This window comes from Flavobacterium arundinis (assembly GCF_038289855.1).
Classification (GTDB): Bacteria; Bacteroidota; Bacteroidia; order Flavobacteriales; family Flavobacteriaceae; genus Flavobacterium; species Flavobacterium arundinis.
Map to the genome: position 1 here is coordinate 70,482 of NZ_JBBYHR010000002.1, position 14,829 is coordinate 85,310.

15 protein-coding genes are annotated in these 14,829 nt (G+C 44.5%); 10 read left to right on the forward strand and 5 right to left on the reverse strand.

The annotated features are described in order from the left end of the window. Positions 1 to 95 precede the first annotated feature (95 nt). Complete coding sequence (locus tag AAEO56_RS03350) at positions 96 to 1,802, reverse strand: choice-of-anchor tandem repeat GloVer-containing protein (protein ID WP_341695614.1); 1,707 nt, start codon at positions 1,800 to 1,802, stop codon at positions 96 to 98. Positions 1,803 to 1,974: 172 nt separating this feature from the next. On the opposite strand from AAEO56_RS03350, the gene AAEO56_RS03355 reads away from it, so the two are divergent. Next, the gene (locus tag AAEO56_RS03355) at positions 1,975 to 3,108 is read left to right on the forward strand and encodes an alpha/beta hydrolase (protein ID WP_341695615.1); all 1,134 of its coding nucleotides are present in this window, start codon (positions 1,975 to 1,977) and stop codon (positions 3,106 to 3,108) included. A 115-nt stretch (positions 3,109 to 3,223) separates the two neighbouring features. On the opposite strand, the gene AAEO56_RS03360 is transcribed toward AAEO56_RS03355, so the two are convergent. Then, positions 3,224 to 3,799: a hypothetical protein gene (locus AAEO56_RS03360; RefSeq protein WP_341695616.1), complete on the reverse strand. Its 576-nt coding sequence runs from the start codon at positions 3,797 to 3,799 to the stop codon at positions 3,224 to 3,226. Positions 3,800 to 3,818: 19 nt separating this feature from the next. Further along, on the reverse strand, positions 3,819 to 4,220 hold the full coding sequence (locus tag AAEO56_RS03365) for a 5-fold beta-flower protein (RefSeq protein WP_341695617.1): 402 nt from the start codon (positions 4,218 to 4,220) through the stop codon (positions 3,819 to 3,821). A 102-nt stretch (positions 4,221 to 4,322) separates the two neighbouring features. On the opposite strand from AAEO56_RS03365, the gene AAEO56_RS03370 reads away from it, so the two are divergent. The 7 genes from AAEO56_RS03370 (at position 4,323) to AAEO56_RS03400 (ending at position 10,838) form a co-directional block, all read left to right on the forward strand. Then, entirely contained in the window at positions 4,323 to 5,054 is a 732-nt protein-coding gene (locus AAEO56_RS03370; RefSeq protein ID WP_341695618.1) for a DNA-formamidopyrimidine glycosylase family protein, read from the forward strand. A 46-nt stretch (positions 5,055 to 5,100) separates the two neighbouring features. Further along, positions 5,101 to 5,772: a DUF72 domain-containing protein gene (locus AAEO56_RS03375; protein ID WP_341695619.1), complete on the forward strand. Its 672-nt coding sequence runs from the start codon at positions 5,101 to 5,103 to the stop codon at positions 5,770 to 5,772. A gap of 84 nt (positions 5,773 to 5,856) precedes the next feature. Beyond that, positions 5,857 to 6,381, forward strand: coding sequence for a hypothetical protein (locus AAEO56_RS03380; protein WP_341695620.1), 525 nt, complete (start codon positions 5,857 to 5,859; stop codon positions 6,379 to 6,381). Between the two features lie 107 nt (positions 6,382 to 6,488). Continuing rightward, positions 6,489 to 7,379, forward strand: a complete 891-nt coding sequence (locus tag AAEO56_RS03385) for a tetratricopeptide repeat protein (protein ID WP_341695621.1) — start codon at positions 6,489 to 6,491, stop codon at positions 7,377 to 7,379. Positions 7,380 to 7,381: 2 nt separating this feature from the next. Next, positions 7,382 to 7,942, forward strand: coding sequence for a hypothetical protein (locus tag AAEO56_RS03390; RefSeq protein WP_341695622.1), 561 nt, complete (start codon positions 7,382 to 7,384; stop codon positions 7,940 to 7,942). A gap of 64 nt (positions 7,943 to 8,006) precedes the next feature. Further along, entirely contained in the window at positions 8,007 to 8,834 is an 828-nt protein-coding gene (locus AAEO56_RS03395) for a hypothetical protein (RefSeq protein ID WP_341695623.1), read from the forward strand. An 84-nt stretch (positions 8,835 to 8,918) separates the two neighbouring features. Next, positions 8,919 to 10,838 (forward strand): mucoidy inhibitor MuiA family protein, encoded by a 1,920-nt coding sequence (locus AAEO56_RS03400; RefSeq protein WP_341695624.1) that lies wholly within the window; start codon positions 8,919 to 8,921, stop codon positions 10,836 to 10,838. Positions 10,839 to 10,901: 63 nt separating this feature from the next. Here AAEO56_RS03400 and AAEO56_RS03405 read toward each other — a convergent pair whose 3' ends face one another. Both AAEO56_RS03405 and AAEO56_RS03410 read right to left on the reverse strand, forming a co-directional pair. Further along, complete coding sequence (locus tag AAEO56_RS03405) at positions 10,902 to 11,660, reverse strand: LVIVD repeat-containing protein (protein ID WP_341695625.1); 759 nt, start codon at positions 11,658 to 11,660, stop codon at positions 10,902 to 10,904. An 11-nt stretch (positions 11,661 to 11,671) separates the two neighbouring features. Beyond that, positions 11,672 to 12,181, reverse strand: a complete 510-nt coding sequence (locus AAEO56_RS03410) for a hypothetical protein (RefSeq protein WP_341695626.1) — start codon at positions 12,179 to 12,181, stop codon at positions 11,672 to 11,674. Between the two features lie 153 nt (positions 12,182 to 12,334). Here AAEO56_RS03410 and AAEO56_RS03415 point away from each other — a divergent pair, with 153 nt between their 5' ends. Then, entirely contained in the window at positions 12,335 to 13,216 is an 882-nt protein-coding gene (locus AAEO56_RS03415; RefSeq protein WP_341695627.1) for an SDR family oxidoreductase, read from the forward strand. 253 nt (positions 13,217 to 13,469) lie between these two features. Continuing rightward, positions 13,470 to 14,759: a T9SS type A sorting domain-containing protein gene (locus AAEO56_RS03420; RefSeq protein ID WP_341695628.1), complete on the forward strand. Its 1,290-nt coding sequence runs from the start codon at positions 13,470 to 13,472 to the stop codon at positions 14,757 to 14,759. The last annotated feature ends 70 nt before the right edge of the window (positions 14,760 to 14,829 follow it).

Below are 14,829 nucleotides of genomic sequence, written 5' to 3' on the forward strand. Positions count from 1 at the left end.
TGATAAGCGCATTGACTGTGGTTTTCCTGCCATTGTATAATTGATCATTTATTACTATTGTCTAGTTACGTTGACTCTACATACCTTTTAAGGATTTACTCTTTTATAAATTTCGAGCTCCGGTTACCCTTATCCGTTATAAGCAGCAATTGGTACATTCCCGCATTCAGGGAACTGATATCCATGTGCGTATCACTGCCGGCGCCTGTATAAACTGTTTGTCCAATCATATTGATTATCGAAACTTTCTGTATTTCGAAGTTAGGCGGGTCAGGTAATGTCAGGTTAAGAATATTGGTAGCCGGATTCGGGTAAAGCTTAATGTCATTAAATCCACTCAACTCATCTATACCCATACAAACCTCAACATTCAATTGCACAGGCATGGTTATAGTGGTGCCGCATTCGTTGGTTATGGTACAGGTATAAATTCCGGTATTGGCAACGCTGACATTATCAAAATGCAATACTCCTGTGGTTTGGGAAGGCAGTACTGTCGAACCTCTTTTCCATACATACGTTGCAGCATTGGTGTTTTGTATGTCAAATGAAAAGGGAGTTCCCTCACAGGCCGTGAAAGAAGCCGTTTCAAAGAAGTGGTAGGCAGGCTTGCGGCAAACCTCGATTAGCGGGTAATATCCGTAAGCGGAACCGTCAGTCACTTTCCGCACTACGATACCGGCAGCCGGGTCGATCTCATAATTCCCATTAATGGCTCCAACATAAAATTTTCCGTTCGATGCTTTCAACAGCATGCCGTTCGGGCTTCTTATCTGGTCATCATCCTGGGTAAAGCTGTGCAGGATCGCCATTGCTTCTGAGGCCAGGTTATATTCAAATAATAACCCGCGAGGGTTAGGATAGTCCTGGCTGTCGTCCTGAAAACCCGGAAGTACGCCATAAAGCTTGTCACCGTCTTTTATGATCGGGCTTGGGCTCCTGCCATTCACTGCATAGTCAAAATCATATTTTTTAACCATAGTAGCGGTAGCAATAGTATATTCGAATATTGTGCCGCTGCCTTCCGGCGCTATGCCCTGTGGCCCAACATGCGATCCGCCTAATGACGTACCGTATAATTTTCCCGGCGAGGCCTCTACCAGTTTTGTGCCAGATACCGGGTCCCTTACGTCAGAACCGTCCAGGCTAAAAACAAAGACCTTGGTAAGCTGGCCGCTGGTAAGGTTAAGACGATAGATGCCTCCCGGATAAGGAACGTTCTGTGCCGAAGGAGCCATGCTTGTGGTTATGTAAAGATTGCCGTCGGATGCCTTCATAAGCTCACCATTGAAATTTGGCTGGCGCTGGCCCAACTGGTAATTGAAGGGAGGGATCGTTGCAACGATGCTGGCCTGTTCTGTCTCAATATTGTATTTAAAGATCGAGGTTCCATTGTTCGTAGTGCCATAAAGCCATCCTGGCAAAGGTTCTATCAATTCCGAGACAGGACCGTTCACTATGGCATTGTCCAGCACCCGGTATTGCTGAAGTACGGGATCATATTCGAAAATTACGCCATTGGGAATATCCTGCCCGCCGGGTGAGCCTGCGACACCATATAGCTTTCCGTTTGAAGCCTGGAGCAGCCTCCCGAAGGGGTTCCTGCCCAAAATACCTGTTGGGTCAAAATCATGCATTACTTCCACATCGGCACTGGTCCCATTAAGCGGCACCTTTACGATCTGTTTGTTAGCCGGCACGGCCCTGTAACCCCACAGCTCTTTTTGGCTGTAGGCAGGTAAAAAAGCAAAAAGGATACAGGCCAGCGAAAATATCTTTAAAGATTTGCGTACTATTTCCATCGATGAAGCGGTTGGTTTTTGTTCACCTTATAACCGCTATACAGCCAGTTTCCCTACCTCGTCATTTACAATTTACAATTATATAATTCACAAAAGTTTGGGAATGCCCTTAACTTTTAGTTAATAGCTTAAAAACTAACTTAGTGAAACTAATTTTTACATTACCTATTTTATGAAAACAAGAATGTCTATCCTTGCAAAATCCGTCCTGATGTGTTCGCTCACAGTAATGATGTTTTCCTGCAAAAAAGAAAAATCCGACACACCTGAAGAAAAAATGAATGACAGCATTGTCAGCGAGAACAAAGAGGTTAAGCTCGAACCTGCCGACCCTGCGCCCGAGTGGGGCAAGTCCATCAAGCCTGAAATGCAGGTGGTTATCGAGAAGCTGGGTTCGCTTGGCGGAAAGCCCATCGAAACCCTTGATGCCAAAGAAGCCCGCATGCAGCCCACCCCTACCGATGCTGTAATGGCTGTTATGAAGGAGCACAACATGGCAATGCCTACTGCGTTGTGCGATACTATTGGCAAGCAGATCCCGGTTAACGGCGGTACGACCCATGTACGCATCTATACGCCAAAAGAAGGTAAAGCGCCGTTCCCTGTAATTGTGTATTACCATGGCGGAGGCTTCGTAATTGCCGATGTCAATACGTATAACGGAGGCGCACAGGGACTTTGCGAGCAGACACGTGCTATTGTAGTATCTGTTGAATACCCTAAAGGGCCGGAGAAGAAATTCCCGGCAGCCCACAACGTAGCTTTCGATGCCTACCAGTGGGTGCTTAAAAATGCGGCGTCATTTAACGGTGACCCGGCTAAAATTGCTGTTGCAGGCGAAAGCGCAGGTGGTAACCTTGCCGCTAACGTAAGCATGATGGCACGCGACAAAAAGATACAGATGCCGCTGTATGCCGTATTGGTTTATCCGGTAGCCAACAATGACATGGCCAATGAAAGCTATACCAAATATGCTATGGCCAAACCACTGAACAAAGCGATGATGGGATGGTTCGTAAAAAATTACCTTGCAAATGAAGCACAGGGAGCCGACCCAAGGATAAGCCTTGTGAAAGCCAACCTGAAAGGCTTCCCTAAAACGCTTATAATAGGTGCAGAAATTGACCCGTTGGCAACCGAAGGCAAACTATTGGCCGACAAACTTAAAGATGCCGATATTGATGTGACTTATGAGTTGTATAATGGTGTTACCCACGAGTTCTTCGGGATGGCGACCGTAGTGCCGCAGGCTAAAGATGCCCAGGCACTTGCCGCAAAAAAACTGAAAGAAGCCTTTGGTTTGTAGTAGTTTATTGTTTATAAATGCAGAAGACCGCTTGTCCAAAAGATAAGCGGGCTTTTATACTTTATTCATCCGTGTATCTCACAAGTGATACCTGTCAATGGTTTTTACAGCCAGCTTATTTCCTGAGCTGCTCTAATAGCGGCATCAAAGAGTTTATTACCCTTATATCTCCACTTTCAGCAAGTTCAAAAATGTTTTTCCCGTGCCTGTTTGGCAGGTTTGGATCGCCGCCATTTCCCAATATCGTTTTTATGGCATCTGTAGCAATGGGAGAATACCGCAGCATCCATTCCAGCAGTGTTTCGCCTGTATCAGGGAGTATAACATTGAAATTTACTCCGTTCTTAGCCAGCACATCCGCATATTTTTTATTCTTCACATAGGAGAAGAAAAGATCGAACAGCAAGTCGGTTTTTTCTGCCCTTATAGTGGAAGGCACATTGGGGTGGGCACCATATTCCAAAAGCAGCTTAAAAGCTTGGTAGTGTCCATGGCTGTACGCCAATGACAGGATGGGAAATTTAAAGTACGAATCGTTATAGTTGGGGTCGGCCCCATTTGCCAGCAATGCCTCAAACACTTCCTTGTTCGACATGAACCTGAAGAGCGCATCATTACTGACCGGGAGCAGGTTTTGTTTTTGCAGCAGTTCGGTCATTTGCTGCATTTTCTTATCGCTTATTTTTTTCATATCAATATCAAATCTCCTGTTACAATTCAAAAAAGAAAAATTTTGCAGCGGCCCTTTCCTTCGAAATACCCTCAGCAGTACCAATCTTAATGCCACTCTTGTCCCTAACCGCACCGTCATTATCTATTGAGCCTATCTTGATGCCGCTTTTGTCACGTACTGTCCCAGTATTGTCAATCGAGCCTATTTTTATCCCGCTTTTATCCCGGAAAACGCCATTTTCATAAGATCCTGTCTTAATGCCGCTCCTGTCGCGGACCGCACCGTTATCGTCTATCGAGCCTGATTTAATTCCGCTTTTATCACGGAATGTGCCGTTCTGTTCTACCTCCCCTGATTTGATCCCGCTCTTATCACGGACGATTTGTGCCCCGGCTGACAAGGATACAAATAAAATCATAATGAGTAATAAATTTTTCATGTTTTGGTTTTTTGGTTAGATAAATATAGTAAGCTGTTAAAAGTAATGTAAAGAATATCGCAATGCAAAGTACGTGCCGTAACTTTAAATAAAGCAAAAGCCATGCCCGAAGGACCAAGTATAATCATCGCTAAAGAAGCCGCCGATATTTTTTCGGGACACACCGTTATTTCCGCCGATGGAAATGCCAAGATCGATATGTCGCGCCTTGAAGGCAAAAAACTCGAAGAGATAAAAACATGGGGCAAGCACCTGCTGCTGTGCTTCGACGGCTTTACTATCCGCATCCACTTCCTGATGTTCGGCACGTATCGCATCAATGAACGGAAGGAGAGCCTGCTGCGGTTGGGACTGTTATTTAAAACCGGCGAACTAAACTTCTACACTGCGGCGGTAAAAGTATTGGAAGGCAACGTAAATGATCATTACGACTGGGGAGGTGATGTAATGAACGATGACTGGAACGCCAAAAAAGCCAAAGCCAAGATTAAGGAAGTACCCGATAAGCTGGTTTGCGATGAACTGCTGGAACAGGACATCTTTTCGGGTGTGGGAAATATCATAAAGAACGAGGTACTATACAGGGTGCGTGTGCATCCTAATTCAGCCGTAGGAAAGATCCCGCCTAAGAAGATGAACGAGATCATAGAGGAAGCGCGCAACTATAGTTTTGAATTCCTGAAATGGAAAAAGCAGGGCGTACTGAAAAAGCACTGGCTGGCATATACCAAAAAGACCTGCCTGCGCTGTGACCTGCCTTTTATAAAAGAATATACAGGCGTGAAAAAACGCCGCAGCTTCTTCTGTAATAATTGCCAAAAGCTATACGTATGAAAAAGGAGAACCTCATCATAGGCTGCTCAAGTTATAACACGGCATCATGGAAAGGGATTTTTATCCTGAAGATATCCCGAAAAGTAAGTGGTTTAAATACTACTGCGAACACTTCAATACATATGAGCTGAATTCAACCTTTTATAAATTACCTACAGTAAGGGTGCTGCAGAACTGGTATAATAAAACCCCGGAAGGCTTCCTGTTTTCGGCGAAAGCCTACAAGGGTATCACACACTTTAAAAGGTTCAATAATTGCAAACAGGAAATTGCCGATTTCTACGCCGCCTGCCGGGAAGGCCTCGCCGATAAACTTGGCTGCGTGCTGTTCCAATTGCCGCCGAGCTTTAGTTATAGTGAGGAAAAGCTGGCACTGATTACCAATTCCCTTGATTATTCTTTTAGAAATGTAGTAGAATTCCGCAATGAGACCTGGTGGCGGCAGGAGGTGTATTATGCATTTGCCGAAAAAGGCATTATTTTTTGCAGCCCCAATTATCCCAAGCTCCCAACTGAGGTCATAGCCACGACCCCAACCGGCTATATTAGGTTGCATGGCAACCCGAAACTGTTTTATTCGCAATACAGCGAAGAGGATCTGGACGATTTGTATAACGAAATCCTGACTAAAGATTTCGAGGAGGCTTTCATCTATTTCAACAATACCGCAAGTGAGGCTGCTATTATTAATGCAATGTATTTTGATAAGCTTAAATAAAAACAAATGTATTATTGTTTAATAAGGTTTATTTGCCTGTAAGCAATTTCGCTATATTTGCCTTTCACACAAAATTTTCACGCTATGAAAAAATTACTCTTGTTTGTTGCAGCTTTAGGCTTCGCACTAACGGGCTGCGAAAAGAATGATGATGCGCCTAATACTGTACTGACCTCGGAGGTCAAAGTGGATGGTGTTGATTTCAAGCCATCGCAAAATGGTGCCAGTACCTATTTTACCGCAGGCGGTGCCGATACAAACGACCAAAGGCATTTTAGCCTGATAAAAGGCAATGGGACAAACATTTTCCAGGCAATTTACGTAACCCTTGAACTTCGCGATGGGCAAAGCAACGATGGCGGGGATTACATTTTTGAAATGGGAGAAACAGCCACCAATCTTTTTGCCAATGGGGTTTATGTTGAAGGCGATATGGCCTGGCAGCTTGCAGCCGGCACAGTGCATGTGACCGAGATGACCGATGGCTATTACAAGCTGGTTTTCGACAATGTGCAAGCGTTAAATGGGTTCAATCCCGGAGGAACGGAAAGACTTATCACTGGTGAATTCAAAGCTAAGTTTACCGTGATAGACCCACTGGTCGATTAAGTAAAGATAGTATGAAGCCCTGCATATTGCGGGGCTTTTTTATGTACTGCAATAAATGGGCGACAGATAAAGTTTGATATATTTGGTACAACCTAACAACCAATTCTATGAAACGCCTTACCATCTTCCTGCTTGCATTCGCTTCTTTCGCTGCATCGGGACAAACACTGGCTGAATTCAGCGCGCTGGCACAGAAAAAAGATACGCTTGCCCAACAGGCCCTTTTGAAAAAATGGGAAAAGACAGGTACTGCCGACCCCGACTTTTATGTAGCTGCCTTTAATTACTATGCAGTCCATGCCCGGAGAGAGGTACTCAGCCTGCAAACCGCAGAGTCCGAAGGCGAGTCGCTGCAGCTTACTGATTCCATTGGTAACACCGCCGGTTATATAGGCGGCACAGTATACTACGACGCCGGGGACACAAAAAAAGCACTGGACTATATCAATAAAGGCATTGCGAAATTTCCCGACAGGCTTGACCTCCGCTTTGGCAAAACCTACCTATTGGGCGAAGCAGAAGACTGGAAATTATTTACCAATGAGATACTTGCGGCTATTGATCATTCGTCCAAAATAAGCAATAAATGGAAGTGGAAAGGCAATGAGCCGCTGGAAGATGCTAAAAAATTTATGCTGGGTTCGATACAAGCTTATGTGATGCAGTTGTACAACACGCAGGACGATTTGCTCCTATCTAACATGGCACAAATAGCCGAAAGGGTGCTGAAATACTACCCTCATCATGTGGAAAGCCTTTCGAATCTCTCTATTGTCTATATGCTCCAAAACCAGCCTGACAAAGCATTACCACCCTTATTGAAAGCCGAAAAGATCGACCCTAAGGATACTATCGTGCTGGGTAACATTGCCCATTGCTACAAAATGAAAAACGACACTCCCAACGCGATAAAATACTATGAATTGGTACTGAAATATGGCGATGAGGACTCAAAACAATTTGCTACCGGCCAGCTTGAAAAACTTAAAGGCAAATAACAATGCTTAAGATTGCCACTTACTGCCTCCTGTTGCTTTTTGCCGCCAGCTCGGCCGGGCAGAGCCTTGTCAAATGTGAAGACAAAAGTTCATTTTGGGTGATTAAAAGCAAAGGCAAAATTTTCACCATACACCTCCACGGCGATGTGGCTCCCGGCGATGTCCCGGAACTCGTAAATGTGGAAGAAACCGCATTGCACTACAACCTCCTTGACAAATCCGGTTACCTGAAAAAAGGCAGTGGCAGCAGTGACCCCGCCGTGCTTACGCGATTTATTAAAGGCGAAGAAAAAGTTTTGGGAGAAAAAATGAAACCGGCTTATAAGATTCTTAAGCTTCCGTCAGGAAAACCTTACCTGCTATGGCACCACGACTGGCACGGCACTGAAGAAGCGGTAGAACACCAGGTGCATGCCACAATTATTCTCGGCGAAACCATTGTATGGCTGAGCGCGCCAAAATTCACAGGTCAGGACATTGCAAAGATCGAAGATTTTCTAATGGAAACCATTGCCAATGTAAAAGTTGTAAAAAGTGTGAAGGATTTGTGTAAGCAAAAGTGACACATATAATTTCGCATTCCTTACCAATAAATCTTTTCCCTATATTTATTCCAAAATCCACTCCATGATGAAAAAGGTGCTCTTTTTGTGCTTACTATTCCTTTCGCTGGCAGCATTTTCCCAAAAACAGGCAGACCTCTCCTCTATACCAGCCGACTGGACAAAGCTTTCTGAGATGGAAGACGGATTGGCAGTATATAATACCTGCGATGGCGGCAATTTGCAACTAAGGCTTTACAAGGAAGGTAACGTGTGGTATTTGCTGGCTCATGGGCAGCAGGAAGATTACCTGTTTGAAGTAAAAAAAGCAACCGGAAACAAAACTATCGTATTTGATTGTGTATCCAAAGGAACAACAGATAAGCAGCTGTTCACTTTTTCGTGGACAGATAAAAGCAAAGGTCTCGCCAAATGGGAAGCCAAAAGCTGGGACTGGAATTTTACTTTTGTAAGCCTGCGGGATGAAATAAACCATGTGCATATTGTACAGCCCTGTAACGAATGCTGGGATGAAGAAGACTGCGCGGGAATGGACGATTATTATGAACCGATCGATGGGATAAGGGCTGTCTTTTCAAATTATATCCATTATGGCGAATCTACCGATTCTAAAGAGAACAAGGCAGTAATCAGTAAGGCACTGGACAAACTGAAAGGCAAAAAACTGTCCCAGGACGATCTGGAGCTTTTGGTAAACGTATCGATGTACTACGACCCAACCGATTTCCCGGATGCCATAAACAAGTCTTTTAGTCTGCTGGCTGCAAACAAGCCACAAAGCATCGCTGCCGTAAAAAATCGCATCACCAATAAAAGATCGTGGGAAAGCGCAAACAGCTCCCCTTTTGCTGATCTTCCTGAATTGCTTGAGCGCCTTGAAAAAGGAAAATAATTAACATACCCTTCCAACCTTTCCGTAAAAAAGTCGCTCTATAGTTTTAAGGTATACAATTGCCTATTTAAAACTAACAACGATATGAAACGGATACTATTGCTACTGCTCCTCCCCTCCCTGATTTTTGCGGGTGAGGTAAAGCCAAAATCGACCATAAAAGAAGTAACCATATACCGCAGCGGTGCGCAGGTAACATCGGAAGCGGCGGTTAATTTGCCGAAAGGCGTATCGGAAGTTTACCTTACAGGCCTCTCCCCGCTTATCGACCAGAACAGCATACAGATAAGCGGCCTTAAGGATGCCTCTATCCTGTCTATCAGTTATTCGGTAAACTACATTGATAAAAAAGCAGACACCGGCAAAATGAAGCTCATTGAAGCCCAGCTTGCCGAAAAGAGCAGGAGCTACACGGTACTGCAAAACCTCATTACGGGCTTTCGCGAAGAGCAGACCCTGCTCACCACCAACCGTAAACTTAATGGCGAGCAGCAAAGCCTGACCGTAGCGCAGGTTACGGCATTCGCCCAGTATTACCGCGAAAGGCACGCGGCTATACAAACCGAAATCTATGATGCCTCCATAAAAAGCAATGCGATAAACAAGGAGATAAGCGACCTGCAACAGGAATACAGCAAACTGACTAATGATAGCCGTGAGCAGCGTGGCGAAATACTGGTAAAGATAGATGCACCGGCACCCGTAGCACTCAATCTCATCACGAAATACAATGTATCGCAGGCGGGATGGTTTCCTATTTATGACATTAAGACACAGGGCATCAAACAGCCGCTAAGCATTTTCTACAAAGCACACGTGTACCAGAATACCGGTGAAGACTGGAGCGATGTAAAGGTAACGCTCTCTACGGGCGACCCGAACATCAATAACAACAAGCCGGAAGTGTTGCCGCAGTACCTCAACTTTATACAGGAATACCGCCCGGTGCAAACCAGCACAAAAAGCTACGGTTACAAATACAATCCTACTGTAAAAAAGGTTACAGGCACAGTTATAGACCAATTGGGTATGCCAATTCCCGGAGTGAATGTACTTGAGCAGGGCACCAATAATGGCGTGCAGACCGACTTTGATGGTAAGTATACCCTCACGATAGGAAATGGACAAAACCTGGCATTTACCTATATAGGCATGACAACCCAGATACTCCCCATATATGCGCAGCAAATGAACGTAACTCTGGATGAGGATGTTCAGACACTGGATGAAGTTGTGGTGGAAGGTTATCGCAATACTTCAAGAGTTATGTCGAATGTTGCTGCGACTACAGTAACATCAAAAACCATTGAAGGAAGGCCGAATGTTTCATTTATCGGGACATTACAGGGCCAGATTCCAGGATTGAATATATCTGAAGGAGCTATAAAAGAAATGGGCGTAACCAATGTTGTATTCAAAATTGAAAAACCCTACAGCATTGATTCTACACAGGAAGTTACCGTAATAACCATCGACCAGTTTGACCTGCCAGCGAAGTATGAATATTTTACCGCGCCATTACTTAATGAAAATGTATTCCTTACCGCCAGGGTAAAAGACTGGGAGAAATTCGACCTGCTGCCGGGTGAGGCGAACATTTACTTTGAAGGCAGCTTTGCAGGAAAAACATTCCTTGACCCGTTGCAGACTACAGAAGAGCTTGTTATCTCGCTTGGTGTTGACCCGAATGTTATCGTAGAACGCAAGCAGGTAGACGACCTGAAAGCAAAATCCTTCCTGGGCGGTACACGCATCATTTCTAAAAATTATGAGATTACCGTACGCAACAATAAAGCTACCGATATCGAGCTTGTACTTATGGACCGCATACCGGTATCGCAAAACAAGGAGATAAAAGTGGAAGAAGTAAAAACAGGTGGCGCCGATTATGACGAAAAGAAAGGCCTGCTAACCTGGAAGCTGAACATGAAGCCAAAGGAGTCGGTGAAAAAGCAATTATCATACGAAGTGCGCTATCCTAAAGAAAAGAGGGTGAATATGTAACTGCAATTTATTCCATAAAAAAAGCCGGTGCATTGCTGTACCGGCTTTGGTGTATTTATTTTCTTAAAAAGAGATCTCGCTCATATAGGTTATCTGCGTAATATCCGCAGGATTTAACTGGTAGCGGTACAGCCCGCCTTCGCCAATAGCATACAATTCATCGCCCCTGATGATGACATCGAAACATACTTTATTGATGCTTCCCGCCAACACAGGCTCTGCCGGGTTGGTTACGTCAAATATCTTTATATCATCATCACATACAAAAAGGTAGTTGCCATAGAGTCCTAACCCTTTCGGGTATATAAGGTTTTGGCTGCTTACCAGTACAGGATTCATAGGATCCGAAGTATCATAAATCTCAAGGGCATTCACGTTGTTTCCGCAAAATGTATTGGAATGCAGTGTTACGAATGAATGGGTATCATTGGCTACAACAGGATCGCAGGCAGTAAAATGCTGCACTGATGTTACCTGTACCGGATTTTCAGGGTCTGCAAGCGAATAAATGTACATCCCATTCTGCGAGCCTATGAAAAGGTTATCGCCGTGAGCGAAAAGCGTTTCGATATCGCCGCTGCCGATTACGACCGTATTTACCCTGACAGGATCTGACTGATTTACGACCGAAAACACACTGAGGCTGGAATGGTCAACGGTGTAGAGATAATCTCCTACAAGGGCAAATACTGCCAGTGAGCCGCCCATGCCATCGCCTTTTTCCAGGCCGCCATTGCTTACCGCGTCACTGCCGCTGCCATCGCCTGAGCAACCGAAGAGGATAAAAAGAAATGCCGTAAAATAGAGTATATTATTTTTCATGATGCTGCTTATTAAATTTCTTCCCACCCGATTACTACCTCATTATCTGCTACCTGCCCTACGGTTCCGTTGGGCGATTGCAACGCAGGAAAAACATCCCTGTTGCGTTTGGTTACAATCACGGTATTGCCCACATCCTGGAAAAGCATCGTTACCAGGTCCGTAGCCTGGTTGATATACATAACATTGTCGCTCATAGCAAGGTCTGTTGAACCCGGAATGTTCAGGAATCCCAGCGGGATCGGGTTAAGTGGGTCGGTGTAATTAAAAACGTGGAAGCCTTTGTTCACATCATTAATAAAAAGGTAATTGTCCTTGATGTAAATTTTGCCTGCTTTGGTAATGGGCTTTGCGGGCATCATGTGTACCGCTTCTTCAAATTCGGTCCGGCCCATCACTACCGCATTATACTGTTGCGGTGCAGGGTCGGTAAGCACAACGTCGTCACCATTGCCATAGCCGTAGCAGCCTGCCAGCAGTAACAGCGGGAGGCCTGCAAAAATAAGTCGTAAGTGTTTCATAATTAATTGGTTTTATAGTAAGATGATAAAATACTAAAACGGTTGCGTAGATTGTTCAGGTATTTACAGAAACATAATACCGAATGCACAAACAATAAGGCATGCATAATATTTTTTATATCTTTACAAGTGTAAACAATTCTAACGACATATATGAGCTATACAGATAAAATGCTTCGCGACAATGCCCTTGAAGGCAAGGTGATTGTGGTTACCGGCGGTGGCAGCGGCCTCGGGAAATCGATGACAAAATATTTCATGGAGCTTGGCGCAAAAGTTGCAATCACCTCTCGTGACCTTGAAAAACTACAAAACACAGCCAAAGAGCTGGAAGAGCAAACCGGTGGCAAATGCCTTGCTGTGCAGTGCGATGTACGCCATTATGATGAAGTGGAAGCCATGCTAAAAGCCGTATTGGATGCTTACGGAAAAGTGGATGTACTGCTAAACAACGCGGCAGGGAACTTTATATCGCCAACCGAAAGGCTTTCGGCGAATGCCTTTGATACCATAATTGACATTGTGTTGAAAGGCTCTAAGAACTGTACACTGGCTTTTGGTAAGCACTGGATTGATACCAAACAGGAGACTTCGACGATACTGAATATCGTAACTACATACGCATGGACGGGTTCAGCATACGTTGTCCCAAGCGCTACAGCAAAAGCAGGCGTATTGGCCATGACGCGAAGCCTTGCCGTAGAGTGGGCAAAATACGGCATACGCTCGAATGCTATCGCGCCGGGTCCCTTCCCTACCAAAGGTGCATGGGACAGGCTCTTGCCAGGCGACCTGAAAGAAAAATTCGACCTTGCCAAGAAAGTACCGCTCAAACGTGTGGGCGACCACCAGGAGCTGGCAAACATTGCCGCCTACCTAGTTTCTGATTTTTCGGCCTATGTAAATGGTGAAGTAATTACAATAGACGGTGGTGAATGGCTGAAAGGCGCAGGCCAGTTCAACCTCCTTGAGGATATTCCGGAAGAAATGTGGGACATGCTGGAAGCGATGATCAAGGCGAAGAAGAACAAATAGCCATTCAGATTTTAGATTTCAGATTGAGCTACACTCTTTGATCATAACCAATACTGTTATTTTAATACCCCATCTACAGGAAATAACCGAATAGCATTTACCTTAAACTTTTAATTTTCAACTTATAAAACGAAGCAGGTGTCATATCCTGCTTTTTTTTATAAAAATTTCACTATGTTATTTAGACTTAGTATAAATAATTTTATATTTGCAGTGCCAAATTATTTTTAATAAATCTAAATAAACATTCGCAATGAAGAAAAATCTACTTTTGGCTGCGGCAATGCTCTCGGGGTTATTTGCTACAGCGCAGGAAGGTTACACTACCGTAAACGTATCGTTACAGCCGCAATATGCCAGCCAGGTATATTACAAATTTTCTACTAACACACAAACCCCTGTTGCCGCATCAGGCTGGGACCTTTCTTTTGATAAAGCTGCCGGGCAAATGGCTATGGGCGGCATCCATGTAAACGATGCCAGGATAAGGGTTTTCCAGGCGGCAGGCACCGAAGCGGGCTATGCCACTGTTGATGTAGCACAGGAAGCTACATGGACAGAACTTTTCAACAGCCATTTAACATGGACTGAAGGCGCTTTTGACAACGCTGACAATGATGCGCCGCTTGCCTACGGATGGGGCAACTACAATATGAACAGCCACCATGTAGACGGCGTTATTGTATTCGTCCTTAAATTTGCTGACGGAAGCTATAAAAAACTTTTCCTTGACGATTTTAATCCATATAACGGGGAGATCACATTCAAATATGCTTCATGGAACGGCACTGCATGGAGCGCCGACGAGGTAAAGACCGTTAACCCTTCAACATTACCTTCATCAAACACATCCGTTTTTTTCTCATTACAGACTAATGATGTTGTAACCGTAGCGCCTGCCGATACAGCCTGGGATATGGTGTTTAGGCAGTATTACGGCCCTGTGGTTTCAAATGGCCAGACAGTTATGTACAAAGTTACCGGAGCGCTGCAAAGCCCGCTAGTAGCAGTAGCGCAGGTTGCTGAAACCGGCAATACCGGCACAACTCCAAACCTGCCGGCAGCTTCGGCCTATTCTAATGAGATAAATACCATTGGTGACGACTGGAAAGCATTTAACGGAGGTGGGTACGCCATCGACCCCGCGAATACGTACTATGTAAAATATGCAGACGGTACTGTTTTCAGGATGTATTTCACCTCATTTTCGGGCAGTGCCGCAGGTACACTTAGCTTCAATTATAAAAACCTGTCCGCAACAGCAGGCATGGAAGACTTCAACAAAAATTCGTTCGGCTTCTACCCTAACCCATCTGTTGATAAGAATATTACTCTTATCTATGACTTCAGCAACAGTATTTCCGAAAAGAATACCGTTAGCATCTACTCGATGACGGGCGCTAAGGTATTCGAAACGGAACTGACGAATAATTCAGGTTTCTACACACAGGACATCAACCTTTCCGCACTTACTTCGGGCATGTATATCGTCACTATGCAATCGGGCAAAGGATCGGTTTCCAAAAAGTTGGTTATCCAATAACAATGCAATGAAAAAGAAGGAAAGCCATACAGCAATGTGTGGCTTTTTTTATTTTACGCCTGTTAACAAT